General features: G+C 30.7%; 18 protein-coding genes and 2 pseudogenes. All 20 read left to right on the top strand.

Features of this window, described 5'->3' with window-relative positions; all coding sequences use genetic code 11:
* The first annotated feature begins 439 nt into the window (after positions 1-439).
* On the top strand, positions 440-1,693 hold the full coding sequence (locus CLMAG_RS22495) for an O-antigen ligase family protein (protein ID WP_066627872.1): 1,254 nt from the start codon (positions 440-442) through the stop codon (positions 1,691-1,693).
* Positions 1,694-1,796: 103 nt separating this feature from the next.
* Positions 1,797-2,798 (top strand): glycosyltransferase family 2 protein, encoded by a 1,002-nt coding sequence (locus CLMAG_RS22500; protein WP_066627875.1) that lies wholly within the window; start codon positions 1,797-1,799, stop codon positions 2,796-2,798.
* A 38-nt stretch (positions 2,799-2,836) separates the two neighbouring features.
* The gene (locus CLMAG_RS22505; RefSeq protein ID WP_066627877.1) at positions 2,837-3,655 is read left to right on the top strand and encodes a glycosyltransferase family 2 protein; all 819 of its coding nucleotides are present in this window, start codon (positions 2,837-2,839) and stop codon (positions 3,653-3,655) included.
* Positions 3,656-4,308: 653 nt separating this feature from the next.
* Positions 4,309-5,502, top strand: coding sequence for a glycosyltransferase (locus CLMAG_RS22510; protein WP_066627879.1), 1,194 nt, complete (start codon positions 4,309-4,311; stop codon positions 5,500-5,502).
* Complete coding sequence (locus CLMAG_RS22515) at positions 5,492-6,778, top strand: oligosaccharide flippase family protein (RefSeq protein WP_066627881.1); 1,287 nt, start codon at positions 5,492-5,494, stop codon at positions 6,776-6,778. Before CLMAG_RS22510 ends, CLMAG_RS22515 begins: the two co-directional genes overlap by 11 nt.
* Positions 6,779-6,960: 182 nt before the next feature.
* Positions 6,961-7,653 (top strand): acyltransferase, encoded by a 693-nt coding sequence (locus tag CLMAG_RS22520; protein WP_066627884.1) that lies wholly within the window; start codon positions 6,961-6,963, stop codon positions 7,651-7,653.
* Between the two features lie 680 nt (positions 7,654-8,333).
* On the top strand, positions 8,334-8,576 hold the full coding sequence (locus CLMAG_RS22525) for a DUF4160 domain-containing protein (protein WP_242873111.1): 243 nt from the start codon (positions 8,334-8,336) through the stop codon (positions 8,574-8,576).
* Positions 8,577-8,595: 19 nt separating this feature from the next.
* A complete protein-coding gene (locus tag CLMAG_RS22530; protein WP_066627888.1) occupies positions 8,596-8,916 on the top strand; it encodes a DUF2442 domain-containing protein in 321 nt (106 codons plus the stop codon).
* Positions 8,917-9,702: 786 nt separating this feature from the next.
* The gene (locus tag CLMAG_RS22535) at positions 9,703-10,281 is read left to right on the top strand and encodes an REP-associated tyrosine transposase (protein WP_066627890.1); all 579 of its coding nucleotides are present in this window, start codon (positions 9,703-9,705) and stop codon (positions 10,279-10,281) included.
* The gene (locus CLMAG_RS22540; RefSeq protein WP_066627898.1) at positions 10,281-11,816 is read left to right on the top strand and encodes a YifB family Mg chelatase-like AAA ATPase; all 1,536 of its coding nucleotides are present in this window, start codon (positions 10,281-10,283) and stop codon (positions 11,814-11,816) included. The genes CLMAG_RS22535 and CLMAG_RS22540 overlap by 1 nt, the downstream gene beginning before the upstream one ends.
* A gap of 13 nt (positions 11,817-11,829) precedes the next feature.
* On the top strand, positions 11,830-12,912 hold the full coding sequence (dprA, locus tag CLMAG_RS22545) for a DNA-processing protein DprA (protein WP_066627902.1): 1,083 nt from the start codon (positions 11,830-11,832) through the stop codon (positions 12,910-12,912).
* A gap of 825 nt (positions 12,913-13,737) precedes the next feature.
* Positions 13,738-13,968: a type II toxin-antitoxin system MqsA family antitoxin gene (locus CLMAG_RS22550; protein WP_066627905.1), complete on the top strand. Its 231-nt coding sequence runs from the start codon at positions 13,738-13,740 to the stop codon at positions 13,966-13,968.
* Positions 13,969-13,992: 24 nt separating this feature from the next.
* Positions 13,993-14,595 carry an Rpn family recombination-promoting nuclease/putative transposase gene (locus CLMAG_RS22555; protein ID WP_066627908.1) on the top strand — a complete coding sequence of 201 codons (603 nt, stop codon included), beginning with the start codon at positions 13,993-13,995 and terminating at the stop codon, positions 14,593-14,595.
* 552 nt (positions 14,596-15,147) lie between these two features.
* Complete coding sequence (locus CLMAG_RS22560; RefSeq protein WP_066627912.1) at positions 15,148-15,840, top strand: Fic family protein; 693 nt, start codon at positions 15,148-15,150, stop codon at positions 15,838-15,840.
* 410 nt (positions 15,841-16,250) lie between these two features.
* A pseudogene (locus tag CLMAG_RS22565) lies at positions 16,251-16,973 on the top strand (Rpn family recombination-promoting nuclease/putative transposase).
* A 338-nt stretch (positions 16,974-17,311) separates the two neighbouring features.
* A pseudogene (locus CLMAG_RS35110) lies at positions 17,312-17,713 on the top strand (DNA-processing protein DprA); the annotation flags it as partial.
* Positions 17,714-17,871: 158 nt separating this feature from the next.
* Positions 17,872-18,090: a DUF2922 domain-containing protein gene (locus CLMAG_RS22570; protein ID WP_066627915.1), complete on the top strand. Its 219-nt coding sequence runs from the start codon at positions 17,872-17,874 to the stop codon at positions 18,088-18,090.
* 421 nt (positions 18,091-18,511) lie between these two features.
* Entirely contained in the window at positions 18,512-18,709 is a 198-nt protein-coding gene (locus CLMAG_RS22575; RefSeq protein ID WP_066627918.1) for a DnaB-like helicase N-terminal domain-containing protein, read from the top strand.
* Between the two features lie 123 nt (positions 18,710-18,832).
* On the top strand, positions 18,833-20,065 hold the full coding sequence (locus CLMAG_RS22580) for a transglutaminase domain-containing protein (RefSeq protein WP_082832050.1): 1,233 nt from the start codon (positions 18,833-18,835) through the stop codon (positions 20,063-20,065).
* Between the two features lie 182 nt (positions 20,066-20,247).
* The gene (locus CLMAG_RS22585) at positions 20,248-24,201 is read left to right on the top strand and encodes a cell wall-binding repeat-containing protein (protein ID WP_066627930.1); all 3,954 of its coding nucleotides are present in this window, start codon (positions 20,248-20,250) and stop codon (positions 24,199-24,201) included.
* The last annotated feature ends 84 nt before the right edge of the window (positions 24,202-24,285 follow it).

Here is a 24,285-nt window from a genome sequence, read left to right on the forward strand (position 1 = left end):
AGACAAAAATTGATCTAACAAGTAATCTTATAATAATGATAAATAAAACAATGTATGTCAACGTTGGAAGTTCTGTGAGGCTTACGGATAATATTTTTAAAAATAAAATTATAACTACTATTTAAGAATTATTAAGTAATAAATAAAAGTATGAAAGTAGTTGCTATGATTGAGAAATGGTAGTTTTTTATGGAGATATTGAAGAGCAGAGTATTGATAGTTAACATGTTTAATCTAATGGATATAGGTAATATGAATATTATTATAATGTTTACAAAGTTTTATTTCTATCATTGGAGGTAATTAAAAACACGTCTTTTAATTTTTGTAGTATTATAAATTTATAACAGTTTTAGAGTGAAATTAGAAAAAGTAATCTTGTAATTATTTGAGAGTACAACATTTTTATATAAATAGTAAGGTTAGTAGGTGATTCTTTATGGTCCAATCCGAATATGATCAAATGAAGAAATGTGTGGAAAGAACAAATGATAAGTTATATCGCTCTCATGAAATTCGAAATGAAAGGATAAACTTTATAGTTATTTTTCTTATTGTATACATACAATATTCACTTTGGTTTTTAGAATACAGTGCTTCTATTCGAATGGCATTAACTCTTGGTTTAATAGGCGTGCTATTGACTTTTCATAATTTTAAGCTTCGTATTAACGTATATAGTCTAATAGTATTTGTTGTAGGTATACTATGTATAATTATTAGTTGTTTAGTAAATGGATTCAATTTACAATTTGACGGTTGGAATGTTGTAACTTGGTCTTGTGCTTTTTTAACAAGTTCTATAATAGGTTCATCTTCCTTTTACAAAGCTTATACTAAGACAATTGCAATTTTGGCGTTTTCTGGAACTGTGGTCTTTTGTATATCACTATTTATACCTAGCATATTCTTTCATCTTCCTATACTTGATAAACAGAGTTGGACTAGCGACGCAATTATCCATAACGCATTTTTAGGAACAGTATCATTATATAGTAACTATAAAAGAAATTTTGGTATATTTTACGAACCAGGTTTATTTGCATTTCATTTAAATTTAGCTGTTTTTTTAGAACTATTTGTCTTAGAGCGACCAAATACTAAACATTTAATGATCCTTTTAGCTGCACTTTTAAGTACATTTTCTACTAACGGATTTATTACTGTTTCAATTTTTTTTATAGCATATTTTTTAAAAAAACATAATCAATTAAATAGAACTCAAATAAAAAAAATTAAAGGAATATGTGGAGTAATAGTTATCATTGCTATTTTTATTTTCGTAACTAACAATTCTATCTGGCTATTTTTGATCAACAAGTTATCTGAGCTAAATTCAAGTTCGACGGCTGGATCTGGATTCGAACGTTTTCGTGCGTTCAAATATGCTACTGAAACATTTCTAGAAAATCCTGTTTTTGGCGTAGGCCAGGAAGGTTGGATAACTATATTTAACGGATACATAGCAACATTTACACCTATAAACTGGTTTGCATTATATGGTATTATTTATGGCTTGTTATGTATTATTTTATATGTAAGAATAATCACTGTTGGTAAGAGCAACGTAGTTTCAATGGCAATTCAGTTTGTAGGGTTGTTAACATTAATAGTATCGCAAAATGTTTCTAATTATTTTGTTATAATAATTATTATATTATATAATGCTAGTACTTTTACTCGAAAAATTTAACCGATTATATAAAATTATGACATTATAATATCATTGTTGGAGCAAGCAAAAATAATATGAATAAATTAATATATAATAAGTATGTAAATAGGAGCGTATATTCATGATATCAATAATCGTACCCGTATATAATACACAACGATATTTGCATCGGTGCATTGAAAGTATATTGAAACAATCATACAAGGATTTAGAAATTATATTAATTGATGATGGATCAACAGATAACTCTCTATCTATTTGTCAAGAGTATGCAAGTCGTGATAAGCGTATAAAAGTTATGCATAAAGATAATGAGGGACAAGGTGCTGCTAGAAATTTAGCTTTAGATATCTGTAAAGGTGAATATATTGGATTTGTGGATAGCGACGATTATATTATGCCTGAAATGTATCAGATAATGTTAGAGTCAATTAAATTTCATAAAGCTGATCTTGCAATATGCGGATTTTCACGGGACCACAACTTTACAGTGAGAAAGCAGCCTACTCCTAAGAAATATTGTATATATGATAATATTACTTTGATAAAGAATTATATAAATACTCCTTATATAACTACAAGTGTGTGTAATAAGTTATATTCACGAGGGTTATGGGAAAATGTTCGTTTTCCCAAAATCCGTGCTCGTGAAGATGTAAGTATTTTATATAAAGTTCTTGGAAAATCTCAGTGTGCTGTTCATATTGGGAGTTGTCAATATATTCAATTTGTACGTCCAGGTAGTACTGAAAGAACAAAGTTTTCTGAAGCAAAACTTAGTGCTATTCCGGCAAGTCGGGCTAATATGGAGTTTATCGAATCAAATTATCCAGAGTTAATAAAGTATAGCTTTTTAAGAGTCACCAATACTTACGTTAATTTAATGCAAGATATTATATCTTCTTTTCAGTATTTTAAGCAAAAAAGTATTTATCAGAAGCTATATAAAGAATTTGTAATTGAATTGGGAAATGTTTTTGAGATAAAGGAATTTGATCTTGAACAATACAGTAGATTATGTGATATTCGAGATAATCAGGGAAAATTCTTTTTATGTTGCCATATTTGTGGAATTAAGAACTTGATAGTGAATTTTGCTACTAGAGTTCTACCTAAAAATTAATTTAAAATGGTTATTTATGACGAGGAGATATAAAAATTATGCGTATTTCAATTATTACTGTTTGCTATAAAGCTAAAAAAGAACTTGAGATTACTATTAATTCTATCCTTAAGCAGGATTATAATAATATTGAATTTGTAATCGTTGATGGAAATTCACAAGATGGAACTTTACAGGTGGTCAATGAATATCAGCAACAATTACAGCAAAAGGGAATAAAAGTATTGTTTAGTAGTGAGTCAGATAAAGGCATATATGATGCTATGAATAAAGGAATGCAAAGATCGTCAGGAGAGTGGTGTATTTACATGAATGCAGGAGACGTTTTTTATCAAGATGATGCACTAACTAGTTTGTCACAATATTGTACAAATGACCGTGATATTATTTACGGTGATGTGATTCATTGCTATCATAATAAGATGAATATTTATAAAGCTAAAGATGATACTGAATTAACTTTTAAGAAAGGAATGGAGTTTTGCCATCAGTCTACTCTTATCAGGACCTCATTACTAAGAAAAAGAGGATATGATATCAATTATAAGATTGCTGGTGATTATGATTTTTTTGTGAATGCATATAAACATTCTTCTAAATTTTATCATGTTGATTGTATTGTATCAGTTTTTCAAAAAGATGGTATAAGTTCTACAAACGCAGGGTTAGTGAAGCTTGAGAATGCTCAAGTTCAATATAAGTACGAGTTAATTAAAAGAAATCAATATTATCGGAAGATCTTCAAAGCCAAGGTTTTTATTTTTATAAGATCTTTGATTCCGAAAAGCATAGTTGATAGAAGGCATGAAAAGATTATGAAAACTGCCACAGGAAGCTGGATGAGTTTTCATAAGTAGTATTAATGTAGTCATTTTAACAAAATACGGTGAAATATTTGGAAAGCTGAAGAAACCTATAATTAAATTTAACATTTTTGCTGCTTAGGGTAAAGAAGAGTTCATATTCAAAAGCCTTGAATTTTAATGATTGTTTACAATTAGCATTTTTTAAAAATCTATGCGTGTGTTTTTTAATTATGTAAGCATAAGCTTTTATTAAAAATCAAATCTATGCGGTGGTTCATAAGGTTGTGGATTTTAAGATAAAAAAATCCTCATATGGATGTGGCGTCTAAAGTAATAGATGTAATTAGGTGAAATTCTACTCTACTGCAACATAATAAGGATACATTAGTTCTTTCATAATGATCTTTGTAGTTAGTGCACAATCTAAGAGTTTAATAAAATACATTTATTTAGTCAAAGGGTATGTTCTTATGATGTTTTTATATAGAATTATTTTATCCTTCAAGAAGGATGAGAGATAAAGAAAGAGTCAAATACTATAATTATGGAACGGACAGACTAGCAGTATTTAAATGTATTGGTCGTGGTGAATCTACAATAGGCAGGGAGATACAATAATAAAAAGTGATATTAAAAATAATACTTCTAAAGAGCGGAATCCAAATAGAACTACTAGGGATAATATAGAATGGAGTATATTAAAAATGGCAAGAATTTTGGTTAATTTTAAGAAGCTAGTTAAAAATTATATTAAGAAAAAAGTAAAAAATTATAAAGTAATTCAAAATATAAATTTAGATGTTACTCAAAATCAAAAAAAAATATTATTTATTTACTTAAATCAAACTTTATACCAGAATATAAGTAAGAATTTAGCTCATACAAATTATTTAGAATCATCAATAATGATAAAAGTTTTAATAGAAAATAATTTTTGTATTGATATTCTTAAAGTTAATGATATGTTATCAATCCAGCCTATAAAAAATAAAAAATATGATTATATATTAGGTTTCGGTGATAACTTTTATGAAATGGGTAAGTTTAATATGGAAGCAAAAAAAATATTATACTTGACAGAAAATCCACCTGAAATATCCTTAAAGAAAGAATTAGAAAGATTAAAATATTTTCAACAACGTAAAGGTATTAAAAGTAGCTTAACTAGAAGTGGGCAATTTTATAAGGAAAAACACTTTACAAACATAGATTATTGTATCACTTTAGGTGAAGAAAAATTTCACGAATATAAACATTATAAAACATATAGAATGCTACCGACTGGCTTGTATAATGAAAACTTTAACATAAAGAATATTAAAAATACGAGAGGAAAGCCTAATTATTTATGGTTTGGATCCAATGGGGCTATACATAAAGGATTAGATATATTATTAGATGTTTTTAAAGATAGAGGTGATATAAACTTATATATAGCTGGCTTGAATAAGAAAGATGAAAAAATATTAAAAATACCAAGGAGAAATAATATTCAAAATCTAGGATTTTTAAAGGTAAATAGTTATGAATTTATTGACACTATCAATAAGTGTGATTATGTTATATTACCTTCTTGTTCTGAAGCAACATCTACTTCGGTTTTGACGTGTATGAGACATGGAGTGATACCAATAGTACAAAATGATATAGGATTTAACCATATGAGAGATGAGTATGTTTATATATTAGATGAATTCAGTATTGAATATATTAATAACTTTTTAAACGATTTAATTAAAATTGATAAAAATAAAATTTTAGAAAAAAGATTAAAAATATATGAGTTTGCGAATTATAAATTCACATTGGGATGTTTTAAAAAGAATTTTAATAATATAATAAATAAAATAGTAAGTGAAGCTAGTGGTAACAGGAAGGAATCGAAACATGATAAGTAAAATGAAAAAAGAAAGTATGTATAATTATGCATATAAAGCATTGCTATTTTTGGTTGGTTTTTTAAATGTAAGAGTAACTATTAATTATTTAGGTACGGAGACATATGGTTTATGGGCAACAATGATTTCAATTCTTGGTTGGATAAACTTGTCTGATTTTGGAATATCAAATGGTATGAGAAATAAACTTACAGAATTAATTACTTTGGGAGAAAAAAAAGAAGCAAGTTCACTAGTATCAACTGGATATAATATTATTGCTATTATAGCTGTCACTATGTTTTTTATTTCGGTAGTAATTTTTAATATAATAAATATTTTTAGGGGAGTAGATGTAAGAATAATAATACCTTTTTACATAAGTATTTGTGGGTTTTGTATCAATTTTGTTCTAAATATATCAAGAAGTATTGCGTACAGCATACATAAAAGTTTCTTAGTTATGTTTACCCAAGTACTAACAAGTATATTGACTTTGTTTGGTACCATATTAATAAGTATATTTAGTACCAAAAATTTGACTCTTTTTTCTATAAATTCTTTTATAGCAATCTTTTTGTCTAATTTAGTTCTATCTACAATAATTTTTAGGAAGTATAAATTCCTTATACCTAGAATAGGAAAAGTTAACACTAAAAAATTTAAGGATATAATTAATAATGGAACTAAATTCTTTATAATTCAATTATGTATGATAGTACTATTCTCTACAGATAATGTTATTATTTCTAATATTTTAGGAAACGAAGAAGTTGCAAGATATAACGTTATTTCTAAGGTGTATAATTCATTAAATGATTTACAGTCAATTATGTTGATAAGTTTTTGGGCAGCAGTATCAAAAGCTATAACATTGAACGATATAAAATGGATAAAATCAGAGAAAAATAAACTTCTGATATTAGTTATACCATTTACTATTTGCATTATATTCATAAGCGTTTTTCTAAATCCAATTATAAAGATTTGGCTAGGAAATGAAAGTTTTATATTTGATACAGGGACAATTATCGTATTTGCATTATATTCAGTTGTAGTAGCATTAAGTGGGATATATGCCAATATAGCAAATGGCATAGGCAAACTTAATATTCAGGTTGTTTTATCTATAATTGGAGCAGTAAGTAATATTCCTTTATCGGTCATTTTTTCTAAATATATGAGTATGGGAATTGCAGGAGTAAAACTTGCAACATTATTAGCAGTAGCATTAAATGTTATATTTATACCTATACAACTAAGAAAAGAATTTAAAAATTTGCAATTAGAAAAGTAAAGTTGATGTGCAAGCTAGGGGGCTAAGCATAACTCTGTAATGGCACTAAGAAAGGTTCTGAAAGTTAATGCAGATGGAGAATGATACAAAAATACTAATAAATTTTTATAGTCCCTATAGCATTAACAACTGATTGTTGATTTATAATTAAAATATATGAAGATTAAATAGAGAGGAGCAATATGAAGAAACAAAAATTTTTAAATATTATTAGAAAAGTAGTTGTCTTTCTTGAAAATTTATTTCACATCGCATTAAACAAAAATAACAACATTAGTATTAATGGTTACAAAAATAGAGTGAAAATTAAAGGTGAGTCTAATATTATTACAGTAAATAAAAATTGTGTAAAAAGCTCTTTTATTATAAGTGGTAATAATAACATTATTAGAATAGAAGAGGGGGTCATAGTAAATTGTAGGTTTACTATCAAAGCTGATAACTGCAGAATATTAATAAAAAAGAATAGAGGAATATCAAATTCAAATATTATATTATTAGACAATGAATGTGAAATTAAAATAGAAAAGAATACTGGGATTGGTGGAGCAAGAATAGTTGTGGCTGGAAGTAAGAATTTTATAAACATAGGCGAATGGTGTATGTTATCTGATAACATAGAAATATGGGCTAGTGACACACATCCTATATTTGATTTACAAACTAACCAAAGAATTAATAAGGATAAACCTATAATTGTTAGAGATCGTTGTTGGATTGGGACAGGGGTAAGAATTTTAAAAGGTACAGTAATTAATTCAGATTCGGTGGTAGGTATGGGAACGATAGTAAATAGTAATATTAAGAATAACACTGTAGTTGTTGATAATCCAAATAGAATTATTCGAGAAAATATAAGATGGAGTATATATTAGAGAGTCATAAAAATTTTCGTTAATTTTAAATTATAATCAAGCTTGAACAAAGCTTGCTCCCTCAAAAGTACCAGGTACCACCTACAATTTAGCAAGGAGATAACTTCCAGTTGCCTCCTAGCACCTCGGAGGAACCTACTTATTTTGGAAACTACGTTAAACAAAAAGCTTAGCGTGTTTATTTTTTAGGTTTAAATTGATTAATATAGCAAGTTCGGGCAAGTTTGCCCTCACAATAGGGTCAGTCCCTGCGGAAGGAAATGGAAGCGGAGAGCTAGGCGAAAATGGGACATTTGATGCGAATGGGTAGAGAGGGAAATTAGGTTTAAGGGAAGATAGTTTGAGGAAAAGAGAATAAAAAAACTTGGCGAAGCAAGCTCAGTCAGGCAAAGCCTTCCTTCGCAACGATCCCCGGGGGATGTGAACGTTCTGTGAACATTGATAAGTGAAGCGATGCGAAAATGGGACATTTGATGCGGATGGGTAGAGGGGAAATTGGGTTTATTAAAAGATAATTTTAGAAAAAATAGAATAAAAAAAGTTGGCGAAAGCCGGGGGTGAACTACAGAAATTTGGAGGAGATAAATTTCTGTAGTTTTTAGCTTAAATGAGCATTTAGCAAAATTATTAAAATTATTGAAGTATGCGTGAACTAATGCTAAAATAAAATTGAAAAGCTATTGATAAACAATCTTATTAAAAGGAATGAATGGAGTTCTATTCCACCGCATTTTCATGCCGAATATGGAGAATATAATTGTTGTATTACCATTGATGATATAGAATTACTTACAGGTTCTATGCCTAATAAACAGCTTAAAATGCTATTTGGATGGGCTGCTTTACATCAAGAAGAGCTAAAAGAAGAGTGGTATCTTGCTCAATTACAGAAAGAGTTATTTGCAATAGAACCTTTGAAATAGAATTTTGGAGGTGAGTGGTTTGGAAGCAAACATAATTCCTGATAAAGTTAAAGAATATTTTATCAAAGGACCTAGGAAAATTAAAAAGATAACTCCAAATGATGATTATACGCTAACGATAGTATTTGATAATGAAGAAATAAGGTTATATGATATGTCTAGTAGCTTATTTGGAGTATTTGAAGTACTAAAAGATATAGATAAGTTTAAAGAAGTATTTATAGATGAATCGGGAAACATTGCCTGGGATATAGATAAAAATGTTGATTCAGCTATTGTGTGGAATAATAGGATTGATATATGTAGAGATTCGGCATATATGGATTCTATGCCTGTTTAATAAGCTGATTAGCAAGCTCGGTCAGACAAAGCCATCCCTCGCAACGATCCTCGGGGTATGTGAACGAATTGTGAACAATGTTAAGCGAAGCAATGCGAAGATGGGACATCTGATGCGGATGGGTAGAGAAAAAGGTTAGGTTTAAGAGAAGAGAGTTTAGAAAAAAGAGAATAAAAAAAGTTTGGCGGTAGCTAGGGAGAAAGCTAAATAAGCTGTTTTATATTCCATGGTTGCTCTAAATATTAAGGTATGATAAACTAACTACATACAATTTAATATGGTTGCGTGTGGGCAACTGGTATTGCTATCCCTTTTAGGAGGGAGGTGATACATATGTACGAAATGTTTATAGTGGTTTTTGCTGCTCTATCATTTTTGGTAGCTTTGATAAATTTAGTTATCGTACTAATAGATAAAATAAAAAAGTAGCCCACCGACGCAATTGGTAATGGCTACTTTTTTTAACATTTAGCTTTGCCGGTTGCCTAAGCAACTAGAATTGTATACTACAGGGTGCACCAACACCCTGTTTTTATTATGTCAATTTCTTAATTAAATTATACAACATATATTGGAGATAAACAACTCTAAGAATTAAAGAATTTGGTTCAAGTTAGAAGCAAGTAACATAAATCCAGATAATCTCGGTAGTTTTTACGTTAAAACTATCTTGGTAAAAGTAAATAAAACACAAAGAAAAACAGAAGCGGAAGTTTCTGTTTTTCTTTGTGTTTTTGATTAAACTTTAGTACCTATGTCAAAAATTATAGGAAAGGAGTTGGGAGAATGACAAATAAGAAAAGACCATGGTGTCCAGGAGCTATTTTTCATATTACTGCTCGTGGAAATCATAGAAATGATATATTTAGAAATCAAGAGGATTTTCAGGTTTATTCTACTTTTTTAGAAGAGGCATTACAACACTTCGAGAATCAATTTCAGATATACTGTTATTGTTTAATGAATAATCATGTGCACCTTCTTGTAAAGACTGAGAATTTGCATATATGCAACTTTATATCAAGAGTCCACAGTATTTATGCACGATATTTCAATAAGAAATATAAATATATAGGACATCTTTATCAAGATAGATATTATACAGAACTTATTGAAGATGATGCTCAGCTTCTGTCAACTAGTAGGTACATACATCTTAATCCAGTAAGGGCTAATATGGTAAAAAAGCCAGCAGATTATCAATGGAGTAGTTATAGTATGGTCATAGGTTTAAATAGAGAAAAACTTATAAATTCGGAACCAATACTTTCATATTTTAAAGCTAATAAGAGTAGAGAATTCTATAAAAGTTTTGTTGAAAGTGCAATAAAAATTAAGCTAGATGAGGGTGAAGAGGTGATTTAATGGCATCAGTTATAAATAGTTTTGCAATAGCAGGTATAGATGCTTATGTGGTGAATATAGAAACGGATACTATATATGGGCAGCCTTCAGTTTCAATAGTGGGACTTGGAGATGCAGCAGTAAAAGAAGCAAGAGAAAGATTAGAAGCAGCGATAAATCATGAGAAATATGAGTTTCCCAAAATGAAAGTGGTAATAAATTTAGCACCCTGTGATATGAAAAAGAGTGGCTCTCATTTTGATTTAGGTATGGCAATTGGCATATTGATTAAAACTAAGCAGGTTACTTCTGATAAAATCAATGAGTTTGGATTTATTGGTGAGTTATCTCTAAATGGACAAATAAGACCCTGCTTAGGGGTACTGCCAATGGCAATAGAAGCAAAGAAAAAAGGAATAAACAATTTAATAGTTCCAAAGGAAAACTACACAGAAGCTAAATTAGTGAGTGAATTAAATATTTTTGCTTTTGAAACGCTAAAAGAGGTTATAGAATTCTTTGAAAATGATATATATGATTTTAAATTGAGTTCATATGATAGAAACACATACAATAAATCGAATTTATTAGATTTTAGAGATGTACAAGGACAAGATAGTATAATAGATTTTGTTATCGCTGCAGCTGCAGGTGGCCATAATATGATTCTATCAGGTTCACCGGGATGTGGTAAGTCTATGATAGCGAAGAGGATTCCCACAATTTTGCCTTCTATGATTGAAGAAGAGGCCTTAGAAGTAACAAAAATATATAGTGTAGCGGGGCTACTAAAGAGTAGAGGAAGTTTAGTGGAAGCAAGACCTTTTAGATCACCTCACCACAATGCTTCCATGAATTCATTGATAGGTGGAGGAAACTATGCAAAACCAGGAGAAATATCTTTAGCTCACAATGGAGTTCTCTTCTTAGATGAAATTGCAGAGTTTAATAAAAGAACTTTAGAGGCTTTAAGGCAACCTATGGAGGACAATGTTGTAACTATATCAAGAGTAAAATATTCACACAGCTATCCAGCAAGTTTTATGTTAGTAGCAGCAATGAATCCTTGTCCATGCGGGTATTACGGTGAAGAAAGATGTCATTGTACTGATTATGAAGTCATGAAATATAGAAGTAAAATTTCCGGACCTATTCTCGATAGAATTGACATACAAAAATATGTTCAACCAGTAAATTTTATGGATTTATCTGAACATAAAGAAGGTAGAAGTTCAAAAGAATTAAAAGATATAGTTGATAAAGCTAGAAAAATACAAACTAATAGATATAAGAGTATAAACAGTTTTAATTGCAATGCTCAAATGACTCCTGCTCTTATTAAAGAATTTTGTGTATTAGATAATGAAAGTAGCAAGATATTAAGGTTAGCTTATGAAAGATTTAAATACAGTGCAAGAACCTATCACAAATTTTTAAGAGTTGCTAGAACCTTTGCTGATTTAGAAGAATCTCAAAGAATAAGAAAAGATCATGTAATAAAAGCTTTGTTATGCAGGGACTTAGAAAAAGAACAAGCAAATATGATTGTAGTTTAGGAGAAGATAAATTATGGATAATATAAATTATTTATATTATATTTGGTTAACTCAGATTAAAGGTGTAGGGCCTATTATAGGTCAAAAGTTAATGGATAGATTTAAATCACCGAAAGCTATATATAATTTAACTTTTGAGAAACTTCTAGACATTGAAGGCGTAGGAGCAGGAGTAGCTAAAAAAATAATAGAATCAAGAGATTTAACTAGTGCTGAGGCTATTTTAAAAGAATGTAATGATAAAGGAATAAAAATTACAGTTATAGATGATGAAACTTTTCCTCAAATTGTTAAGCAATATACTGATACTCCTATAGTACTTTATTATAAGGGAACTTTGCATAAAAACTTAACTGGAGTTGCTATAGTTGGATCTAGAAGGTGTACAGACTATGGAAAAAAGGTTACAGTTGAAGCAGCTGAATTTTTAGCAAAAAACAATATCCCCGTTATAAGTGGAATGGCAAAAGGAATAGATAGTTACGCACATACAGTTTGTTTAAAAGCTGGTGGTTTTACAGTAGCCGTTTTAGGATGTAGTGTCGACGTTTGCTATCCAAAGGAGCACAGCGAACTTATGAAAAAAATTATAGAAAGCGGAGTTGTCATATCGGAATACCCACCTCATACACAACCTAAACCCGAATACTTTCCTAAAAGAAATAGAATTATAAGTAATTTATCTAATAAGATTTTAATAGCTGAAGCAGGAGAAAAAAGTGGTGCATTAATAACTGCTAAATATGCAATAAAACAGAAAAAGGAACTATATGTAGTACCGGGAGATATATATTCTAAAGCATTTAAAGGCTCTAATAAACTAATTAGTGATGGGGCAATAATATATTTATCTAAAAATCAGCTACTAGGTACTGGTCAGCAAGCTAATAATTTTATAGAGAGTAAGAATAATATAATAGATGATAATAACAGTGCTTTAGAAAAAAATATAATTAAAACACTTAGTCTTAAAGCTTTGACAGTAGATGAGTTAGTTTTAATACTAAAAATAAGTAGAAACAAGTTAATAAATATACTGTTTTCAATGGAGTTAAATAATAAGGTGAAAATAATTGGTGGTAAGTATGCTAGGTAGTTTCCGAGAACCAAAGGGGGGCGATCCTTGGGGTAGGTAATGGAAGCAAAGCTATAGCAAGTTCGGGCAAGCATGCCCTCACAATGGGGTCAGTCCGTGCGCCAAGCAAAGGGCGTAATATATAGTAGGTGGGAAGCCTACATGGCAAAGTTTAGCCAACAGCCATTAGCGAGTCTTGGGCTCTTTGGGGTGACCCAAGGAGTCAAGCGTAGACAGTTAACTAGTGGGTCATAAACCGAGAGAGGTTGAAGCTAGTAGCTCCGAAATCCCAGTGGGTAAAGTCGATATGTTGGTCTGTATAGAAGACAGCACTGATATAATCATTACTGGCAAGAGGATATCAGTTTACCCGGAGTCGTAGAGCATGACACGCTAGATATCGTTATATTACGTCAACTTGAAGCAAGCTCAGCCAAGGCCTCGCAACGATCCCCGGGGATGTGAACGAACTGTGAACATCGAAAAGCGAAGCAATGCGAAGGTGGGACATCTGATGCGGGTGGGTAGAGAAGAAAGTTAGGCTTAGGAAAAGAGAGTTTCAGAAAAATAGAATAAAAAAATTGGCGAAAGCCATGGAGAAAACAACCGAAATTTATGGAGGAATTCGGTTGTTTTTACGTTAAAAATAAATTTTAGTGCAGTTGTTTATAAGTTTGGTTATAATATAAATACGTAGAGGTATATTATAAAAGATAACAGAGTACGAATAAAATGAAGATAGATGTAGGTGTATAAAGTGGAATTTAATATAGATGATGTAAGAATGCTTATCAAAGAAGATAGAATTCAATGGAGTAAAGATTTAAAATGTAGGAGGAAATAGTAATGGATTGTATCATATGTAAAGGGAAACTGATAGAAGGAATTGTTAATCATATTGTAGATATAAAGGGACATATAATAATAATTAAAAATGTACCAGCTAATATTTGTACACAATGCGGAGAATATTATATCGAAAATAAAATAGCATTAATATTAGAGGAACTAATTGATGGGATACTAAGTAGTAATGCAGAAGTTTTGATAATAAATTATCCTGGATCAGCAGCATAGATAAGCTAGTGTTAAAATGTAGAAATACAATTATTAAATCAGTATAATATGGTAGAAAGAACTTTGTTTTATTGGAGCAGATTATTTAATAGCCAATTAAAGAAAGGCCAAAATTATAGAAATTTGAAAAGGACAATAACAATTAATATATTAAATTTTGATTATATAGATATAGAAAAATTCCATTCAACTTTCGGATTGTATGAAGAAGAATTAAAAATAAAGTTAACTGACTTGATGGAACTAGACTTTATAGAATTACCTAAGTTTTTGAAGCAACAGAAAGATTTAGAAGATTCTTTGCAGAGATGGTTATTGTTTTTGATTAAACCCAATAAAGAGATATTGGAGGAGATAGAGATGAAAGATCCTACAATAAAAAAGGCTAAGACAATATTAGAATTTTTAGAAAGAGATGCAGAAACAGTAAGATTAGCAGAACTAAGAGAAAAAGCAATAAGAGATGAGATATCTAGAATCGAAGGTGCAAGAGAAGAAGGAAGAGAAGAAGGAAGAATAGAAGTTGCAAAAAAATTATTGAAAATGAGAATGGATATACTTACAGTAATAAATGCAACAGAATTAAAAAAAGAAGAAATTGAAAAAATAAAGTCAAGTATGAATTAGGAGAGCCTTACTAAGGAAATACTAATATAAAGCATTGACAAGCATGACCAAGTCCTTACAACGGGGTTAGTTCCTCTTAAAAAATGGAAATTAAGTCCTGTAAGAAAAGTTAGAGAAAGTAAATAAAGTGAGGCCGAAAAGAGAAACGAAGTGTTGCAAAAGAATTAAAGGATGAAGAACTTATATTATCGGAAAAAGATATGAAGTGGCCAGCACTTAAAGAAATTAAAATAAGGTTTTAACAAAAATACTTCAAGTTTTCCAAAGCTTGAAGTGTTTTTAATTATTTTTAGATAAGGCGAAGCAAGTGGGGCCAGCAAAGTATGTTCCCACTAAGGTACGCGGTACCACCCGCAATTTGTAAAATTTTCAGAAGTTGTCCACAAACAGCCTTTTGGCTGTTTTTTGATTTGATAAATGAGCATTTAGTGAATATAAAATGTTATTTTAAGGTTGGTTTGTTTATACTTAAATGTGGTAAAATATAAATAAAGAATATATATTTAGCGTATTTTTATTAAATAAAAAGTAATCTGTGGAGAGTGAAATACTATGCTATTTAACAGAAATCAATCTTATAATGATATAGTACCTGAGTTAGATACTAAAAAATTAATAATGTTAGTTAAGAAGTTATTGCCGGATGTTGTATTTAACATGGCTAGTTTGGAAGGAAATCCATTTACATATCCTGAAGTACAAACCTTACTTGAAGGAATTACTATAGGTGGACATAAAATAAGTGATGAACAACAGATTTTAAGTATTAGAAATGGGTGGAATTACTTGTTCGATTTAGTAATCCGAAATGATGCATCTATTGACATTAATAAATTCAATAAATTTAATGATATTGTTGCTAAAGAGGAAGCGTTAATTAGTGGTACATTTAGAAATGGGCAAGTTAGAATAGCAGGTACAGATTTTGTTCCACCAAGGGCAGACGAATTAGAAAATATTTTTGAAAGTGAGTTACCTAAGTTAATAGAAAGGTGCAAAAGTAAAACTGAATTAGCTTTTGAAATATTCTTATGGGGAGCTTTAAACCAATTTTATTATGATGGAAATAAAAGAACTTCTAGATTAGTATCTAATATGATTTTAATATCAAATGGCCAAGGAATATTTAATATAAAAGCAAAGGATAGATTGGAGTTTAATACTTTAATGGTTGAGTTCTATAATACAAGAGAAGCAGATAATATATTTAAATTTTTATATTATAAGTGTCTAGAAAGATATTAGCAAGCTCAGCAAGTTCGGGCAAGCATGCCCTCACAAAGGGGTCAGTCCGTGCGGAAGTAAATGGAAGCGGAGCGATGCGAAGATGGGAACATCTGATGCGAATGGATAGAAGAGAAAGTTATGTTTAGGAAAATAGAATTTGAGGAAAATAGGACAAAAAAACATGGCGAAAGCCAGGTGTGAACTACAGAAATTTGCAGGAGATAAATTTCTGTAGTTTTTAGCTTAAATGAGGATTTAGGGAATATTATATTAGTGTAAAAAACAAAATAGTTTGATATAATGAAATAAATGAAAGTATATATTAGGTAGGTGAAGAAGCTTGGAAGAAAACAAGGATATATTAATAAGTTTCTTAAATGCAGTAATTTGAACATAATAAGAAGTATAATGGATATAGAATACAAGATTTGGAATATATAGATCCAATATTAGGTATAGTAAATGCAGTAGATGATAAAACAGGAATATTAGATGTACGAGTAAAAACAGAAGATGGAACACATATAAATGTAGAAATACAATTATTAAATCAGTATAATATGGTAGAAAGAACTTTGTTTTATTGGAGCAGATTATCTAATAGCCAATTAAAGAAAGGCCAAAATTATAGAAATTTGAAAAGGACAATAACAATTAATATATTAAATTTTGATTATATAGATATAGAAAAATTCTATTGAACTTTCGGATTGTATGAAGAAGAATTAAAAATAAAGTTAACTGACTTGATGGAACTAAACTTTATAGAATTACCTAAGTTTTTGAAGCAACAGAAAGATTTAGAAGATTCTTTGCAGAGATGGTTATTGTTTTTGATTAAACCCAATAAAGAGATATTTGAGGAGATAGAGATGAAAGATCCTACAATAAAAAAGGCTAAGACAATATTAGAATTTTTAGAAAGAGATGCAGAAACAGTAAGATTAGCAGAACTAAGAGAAAAAGCAATAAGAGATGAGATATCTAGAATCGAAGGTGCAAGAGAAGAAGGAAGAGACGAAGGAAGAGAAGAAGGAAAAATAGAAGTTGCAAAAAAATTATTGAAAATGGGAATGGATATACTTACAGTAATAAATGCAACAGAATTAAAAAAAGAAGAAATTGAAAAAATAAAGTCAAGTATGAATTAGGAGAGCCTTACTAAGGAAATACTAATATAAAGCATTGACAAGCATGACCAAGTCCTTACAACGGGGTTAGTTCCTCTTAAAAAATGGAAATTAAGTCCTGTAAGAAAAGTTAGAGAAAGTAAATAAAGTGAGGCCGAAAAGAGAAACGAAGTGTTGCAAAAGAATTAAAGGATGAAGAACTTATATTATCGGAAAAAGATATGAAGTGGAAACTTGAATCAAGTGGAGTTTAAAACTCCACCTGATTCTTAGTTGAACGAATCCAGAGACGTACCCGCTCGCAACGTACACTTTGAAGAAGATGGGAGTATTAGAGCGGGTAGTCGTCGGATAAAGTTCTAATAGCTGAAGCAGGAGAAAAAAGTGGTACATTAATAACTGCTAAATATGCAATAAAACAGAAGAAGGAACTATATGTAGTACCAGGAGATATATATTCTAAAGCATTTAAAGGCTCTAATAAACTAATTAGTGATGGGGCAATAATATATTTATCTAAAGATCAACTACTAGGTATTGATCAGAAAGTTGATACTTTTATAGAAAGTAAGAAAAGCACAATAGATGATAGTGCTAGTATTTTAGAAAAACACATACTTAAAGTACTTACTGTTAAACCCTTAACGGTAGATGAGCTAGCTTTAATATTAAAAATAAACAAAAATAGGATAATAGATATACTGTTTTCAATGGAGTTAAGTAATAAGGTGAAAGCAATTGGTGGTAAGTATGCTAGATAGTTTCCAAGTAAAAAGAGGGGCAGTCCCTTCGGAATATTAAATTAACAGCCAAAGGCTGTTTTTTTTATCCCCAAATATTTATTAGCTCACAACAATGAAGTTTTTTCTGCCTATATTCCCTTAGTCTGAGTATATAGTAAATGAAGGGGGATACGTATATGAGTAAAGCATTAGTAATGAATTTTTTAAATGAAGGCGGTCAAAAGGTAGCGGTGAGGGTCAATAATGTAAAGGAGAATTCAACGGAAGCAGAGGTTGGTGCTGCCATGGATGTTATTATTAATAAAAATATATTTTCATCCACTGGTGGAGATCTAAAGTACAAAGACTCTGCAGAAATTGTAGATAAAACTTCTACTGAGCTTACTGTTAAATAGTCCATAGTTTTATTAATCAAATCTTTTGCAAGACACTCTAGCTTACTAGAGTATTCAAAGGAAAATAACTGCAGCTATACAGCGGCGAAACAGAGAAAATATAGACTAAGGCTAAAGATAGACAAAATTAAAGGCAGGATTGATCCTAAAACTTATACTTGGGAGGCGATTTAAATAGATAAAACTACACTAATAATTTTAGTTATTCAGGCTCAAGCTGGAGATAAGAAAGCCCTGGAAGAAATATGTAAAGGTTTTACTGGGTTAATTTCAGAATTGGTCGAAGCTTGGTATTACTACTAGGGAAAAGTTTGATGCTTATAAAAAATCGGAAGCAGTTCATCGGAAAAAATATAGTAGTAAAAGAGCTAATTCTGATGCTTATAAATACATAGATTAAGCCATATGAGGGGGATTAAAAGTGAATGTGGAAAGCTTTAAAAACTTAGAGGCGGAGAGTAATGTTCTCGCCTCTATAATAATAGATAATGACAGTATATGTGAGGTTATGGGGATTTTAAAGCCTGAGGACTTTTATAGTTCTAGTAATAAAATAATATACAAAAACTTGAGAGAAATGTATGAGAATAATACACCTAAGGTACAGCAGGTTAGATAATGAAGAAAAGAATAGTTGCTGCTTTTAAAACTATTATAGTGCTTTATTATAAAAGCCCCTGTGTCAAATAAAACCATCCAGAATAGTATATAAAAAGGGAAAATCTATTCTGGAGTTGATATTATGAAGAAGCTGATTAAATTCTTCGTGATAATATTGGGGGTTATTTTTTTCAATATGACATTAGTTGGAGCTGAAATAACCAAAGGTACTCCTACTAGCAATAAAATATGTGGGAATATTAGTTGGGCAAGCCCTTTCTATAATGAAGGAGATAGACTATACAGTGGAAATGATACTTCAGATACCTTATATGTTGATGCTTCCTCAGAAGAAGAATTAAAGAAGTGTATAATGGCAAGTATACAAAGTATGAGAGGAGTCTTTTTTATACACTACACTGGAGATTCTGAAAATCTTAAGAATCTGCTAAAGGATACGTTGGATGGTCGTTATGATTATAGTGGTTATGGGAGATGTTTAATGAAGTGCTGGAAATGTAGTTACGATGGTTATAGCAATAATGTAATGATAAATTTTAATATTGAATATGTAGAAAGTAAAGAACAGGCTGATGCTGTAGATAAAAAAATAAGAGAAATATTAGCTGGATTAATTACCGTTGACATGAATGAGTTTCAGAAGGAAAAAGCTATACACGATTATATAGTTAAAAACGTTGCTTATGATGAAACAAAGGACAAGTATAGTGATTATGATGGGTTGTTTAATGGAAAAACTGTATGCCAGGGATATGCTCTTTTAAATTATAAAATGCTTACTATGGCAGGGATTAAAACACGAATTGTTATAGGAATTGCCGGAGGTGCGCCTCATGGTTGGAATATGGTAAATATTAAGGATAATTGGTATCACGTAGACTGTACCTGGGATGATCCTATACCAGATATTCAAGGAAGAGTTAACAATGGCTACTTTAATGTAACAGATGATGCTATAGAAAAGGATCATTCTTGGGATAAAACCAAGTATGAAGCTTGCACTTCTTTATTTAAGTATGAAAGCCTTAAGGAAGTTCTATTTGAGCCTACAGGACAGTATAAAGTAGTTAAAAATATAAAAGATGCTTCTGTAGATAGAAAATTTACTATAAAATTTTCAAAGGAGCTAAATAAGGATATTTTAAATAAAGATTCAATAGTGTTTGTTAAAGGGTATGACGGCGAAAAGCTGTCTTTTAAAATAGAAAATTTAGGGACTAGCCTTGTGATTACTCCAGAGGAAAAGTTAAAACCTTTTACAAAATATTATATTATTATAAATGAGGGAATAACAGCAGTTGATGGTAGTGAAACAAACGGTAATGTGTTGATCAAAATAGAAACTGCTTTATAAAAACTGGGGAGTGAAGACTCCCCTTAATAGGAATCGTTTTGAACGAGCTGAAGAGAGATTTCGCTTCCATGATAAATCTATATTTTTAGTGAAGTTAAATAAAAATATATGAAAAATATGTAAAATATGATACAATTTGTACTATAAGTAAAGTATATGATACGTGTAAAGGTGGAATGTGTGTGAAAAGTAAGAAATTATTATGTATTTTGACTTTAAGTACAATGATATTTCATGGTTCTCTCATAAGCAATGTGAATGCGCAGACTGTATCTACCCATAGAATATCAGGACAAACTAGATATGATACCTCAGTGGCAATATCAGAAAAAGGTTGGACCCAATCTGATACTGTAATACTTGCAAATGGAGAAAAATTTGCAGATGCCCTATGTGCTGGTCCTTTAGCAAAAAAGTATAATGCACCAATTCTTTTAATCCCTTCTACATCAATAGGTAATAATACTCTCAATGAATTAGCTAGATTACAAGTGAAAAACATAATAATAGTAGGTGGAAATGGTTCTGTTTCATTAAATGTCGAAAGTCAGTTGAAGTCATCAGGTTATAGTAATATTGATAGAATTAGCGGAAAAGACAGATATGAAACATCAGTCATGATAGCTCAAAGATTGGACAAAACAGATAAAGTTATTATAGCTTCCAGTGAAAAGTTTCCTGATGCATTATCTATATCTCCTATTGCTTCAAAACTAGGTATTCCAATATTACTATCAAATAAGGATGCTTTATCGGAAGATGCAAAACAATTTATTCAGAGTAATAATATAAAGAAAACTTATATAGTTGGTGGAAAAGGTGTTTTATCAGATGCCATGGAAAAATCAGTTCCTTCACCGATAAGGTTAAGTGGTTCTGATAGATATGGTACTAATGCTGCTGTTATGAAAGAATTTGAAAGGGATTTAAGCTTTGATCAGGTTTATATGGCTATGGGTGATGGCCAGACCGGTGATGAGTTTGCAGATGCCTTATCAGGTGCAGTTTTAGCCTCTAATACAGCAGCACCAATCTTATTGACATACAAATCTATAGATGATGCTGTGAATGAATATATTAAATCCAAGTTAAATATTAATACAAAAGCTATTGCCTTAGGTGGACAAGCTGTAGTTCCAGACGAATTAATAAAAACTATAATGGATGAAAAAGCTGATATATCTATAGCTAAAGATTATAATAAAGCAGGGACTTATAGTGATGGAGATATTGATGGATCTGTAATCATAAGTGAATCAGGAGTATACCTAAAAAATACAACAATTGAAGGAGATCTTTTAATAGCATCTACTGTAGGTGATGGCACCGTGGACTTAGATAATGTTACTGTAAAGGGAAAAACAATAATAAATGGTGGAGGCTCTCATAATATTCATTATCATAATGTAAATGGAGCGAACATTTTAATTGATAAACCTTTAGGGGAAGAGGTTGGTATAACTGCAGATGAAAATACAAGTATTAGCTCGATTGTAGTTCAGTCTAATAGTGTGTTAGATCAATCTAAATCTGCAAAGAATAGTAACATAACTGTGGAACAGAATGTAAATTTAAAATTAATAGGTAAATTTGAAAATGTAGAAATTAAAGGGCAGGAGGCTAATGTAGACATACAAAATGCTAGTATTAATACGTTAAATGTAAATGATTCAGCAAAAAATGCTGTAGTAAGTCTAGATAAAAACTCTAAAATAAATAAGCTAACCTTAAATACGGAAGCAGTTGTTAAGGGAGAAGGAACTATAGAAAGTGCATTTATAAATGTAAATGGTATAACTTTAGAACAGAAACCAACTAATATGCATATAGCTTCAGGAGTATCTGCCATAGTAAAGGGAATAAAGGAGACAGGTACGAAATCAGCAAGTGGTGGTGGAGGCGGAGGAAGTTTAGTAGTACAGTATAAGATAGTAACTTCATCAGCAATTATAGGGGATATAGATGTAGCTGCTGGAACAACACTAGGCGCTATAAGTTTGCCACAGAATGTAGGTATTGGACTAAATGATGGTTCAACAACAAGTGCAGCTGTTACATGGGATGGTGGAAACCCAGTCTATAATGGAAGTATAGCAGGAACATATCTATTTACAGGAAATTTGACTTTACCACAGGGAATTATAAATCCTGATAATAAGCAGGCCTCAGTAAAAGTTGTAGTTAGGGAAAATGGAGAGGGAATAGAGGATAAAACAGTAATTTCAGCAGTTCCTATCGCCGATATAAATGTAGTAACTGGTACAACATTAGGAGCAATAAGCCTGCCAGAAAGTGTTGATATTATATTAGATAATGGTTCAACAACAAGTGCAGCAGTTACGTGGAATGATAGTAGTCCAGCTTATAATGGAAACACTTTAGAAACATATAATTTTATAGGAACTATCACTTTGCCACAGGGAGTTATAAATCCAAAAAATAAACAGACTTTTGTAAGAGTTATAGTAGTCCCTAAAATAAGTAGTCATTTTGAGGCACTAGGATTATTGGCTAAAGACAATGAAGGAAATATTTATGTGACTGATGCTGCTAACAATAAAGTCCAAAAATTCAGCTCTGACGGAAATCTTATAAAAGAATGGGGAACTAAGGGTTCTGGAGATGGGCAATTTGTTAATCCAAGAGGAATCGCAGTAGATAGTTCGTCGGGAGATGTTTATGTACTGGATACTGATAACAGTAGAGTACAAAAGTTTAACTCTAATGGAGAATTTATAAGTAAGTGGGGAAATTGGGGATATGGTAATGGTCAATTCCGCTATCCAAGAGGAATTGCAGTAGATAGCTCGTCGGGAAATGTTTATGTAGTAGATGCTGATAATAATAGAATACAAAAGTTTAATTCTGATGGAAATTTTCAAGGAGCATTAGGAAGCTGGGGATCAGGTGATGGTCAATTTAAATATCCAGCTGGAATAGTAGTAGATAGCTGGGGAAATATTTATGTAGCTGATGGTGATAATGATAGAATACAGAAATTTAATAGTAGTGGTGATTTTTTGATTAAATGGGGGAATACGGGATCAGGTAACAGTCAATTCCAGCGTCCAAGCGGAATAGCATTAGACAATTCAGGAAATGTTTATGTAGTAGATACTTATAATCATAGAATACAAGAGTTTAATAGTAATGGAGGTTTTATAACAAGTTGGGGAAGTGCAGGGCAAAATAGTGGTCAATTTATTTGTCCGACAGGAGTGGTAGTAGATAATTCGGGAGATATTTATATATCTGACATCTATACTAGCAGAATACAAAAATTTAAATCCGATACAACCTTTGAGAAACAATGGTATCCAGGTGATTCAGGTAAGTGTGAATTTAAATATCCAGTTGGAATAGCTCTAGATAGATCAGGAAATATTTATGTATGTGATATTGGTAACAGTAATGTGCAAAAAATTGATTCTAATGGAGCGACTATAAGAGCTTGGGGCGGTTATGGATCAGGAACTAGTTATAGTGCACCAAGTGGAGTAGCTATAGATAGTCTAGGAAATATTTATACGATTGATACCTATCGTAATGAAGTGCAAAAGTTTAATTCTGATGGAAACCTTATAACAAAATGGGGAAGTTGGGGATCAAGCAATGGTCAATTTAACTATCCACAGTCAATAGCTGTAGATAGTTTTGGAAATGTTTATGTAGCTGATACTGATAATAATAGAATACAGAAATTTAAGTCTGATGGAACTTTTATAATCCAATGGGGAAGCGAAGGATCAGATAATGGTCAATTTAATAGGCCTTATGGAGTAGCGGTAGATGCTTCAGACAATGTCTATGTAGTTGATACTTATAATAATAGAGTGCAAAAATTCGATTCTAGCGGAAAGTTTTTGACTAAATGGGGTACTTTAGGTGCAACTAATGGTAAGATGTATGTACCTAGTGGAATAGCAGTAGATACTTCAGGTAATGTCTACGTAGTAGATGTTGGTAACAGTAATGTACAAAAATTTGATTCTAACGGTGTTTTTATAAAAAAATATGGAACATTGGGTTCAGGGAATGGACAACTTTATATGCCATATGGAGTAGCGATAGATTCAAAAGGCAATATTTATGTAGTTGATAGTGGTAATAATCGTATACAAATCTTCACCCCTTAAGCAGGAGTAAAAGAAAATAACAAGTTAAAGACAGGAGTTGATATACCTCCTGTCTTTTCTTATCTCTCTCCTAACCCGTAGATA

It is taken from the genome of Clostridium magnum DSM 2767 (assembly GCF_001623875.1).
GTDB lineage: Bacteria > Bacillota > Clostridia > Clostridiales > Clostridiaceae > Clostridium_AM > Clostridium_AM magnum.

Coding starts and splice junctions, on each gene's coding strand:
- CLMAG_RS22515 (WP_066627881.1), top strand. CDS start 5,492: ATGATAAGTAAAATGAAAAAAGAAAGTATGTATAATTATGCATATAAA.
- CLMAG_RS22500 (WP_066627875.1), top strand. CDS start 1,797: ATGATATCAATAATCGTACCCGTATATAATACACAACGATATTTGCAT.
- CLMAG_RS22570 (WP_066627915.1), top strand. CDS start 17,872: ATGAGTAAAGCATTAGTAATGAATTTTTTAAATGAAGGCGGTCAAAAG.
- CLMAG_RS22520 (WP_066627884.1), top strand. CDS start 6,961: ATGAAGAAACAAAAATTTTTAAATATTATTAGAAAAGTAGTTGTCTTT.
- CLMAG_RS22505 (WP_066627877.1), top strand. CDS start 2,837: ATGCGTATTTCAATTATTACTGTTTGCTATAAAGCTAAAAAAGAACTT.
- CLMAG_RS22560 (WP_066627912.1), top strand. CDS start 15,148: ATGCTATTTAACAGAAATCAATCTTATAATGATATAGTACCTGAGTTA.
- CLMAG_RS22580 (WP_082832050.1), top strand. CDS start 18,833: ATGAAGAAGCTGATTAAATTCTTCGTGATAATATTGGGGGTTATTTTT.
- CLMAG_RS22535 (WP_066627890.1), top strand. CDS start 9,703: ATGACAAATAAGAAAAGACCATGGTGTCCAGGAGCTATTTTTCATATT.
- dprA (WP_066627902.1), top strand. CDS start 11,830: ATGGATAATATAAATTATTTATATTATATTTGGTTAACTCAGATTAAA.
- CLMAG_RS22510 (WP_066627879.1), top strand. CDS start 4,309: ATGGCAAGAATTTTGGTTAATTTTAAGAAGCTAGTTAAAAATTATATT.
- CLMAG_RS22550 (WP_066627905.1), top strand. CDS start 13,738: ATGGATTGTATCATATGTAAAGGGAAACTGATAGAAGGAATTGTTAAT.
- CLMAG_RS22540 (WP_066627898.1), top strand. CDS start 10,281: ATGGCATCAGTTATAAATAGTTTTGCAATAGCAGGTATAGATGCTTAT.
- CLMAG_RS22495 (WP_066627872.1), top strand. CDS start 440: ATGGTCCAATCCGAATATGATCAAATGAAGAAATGTGTGGAAAGAACA.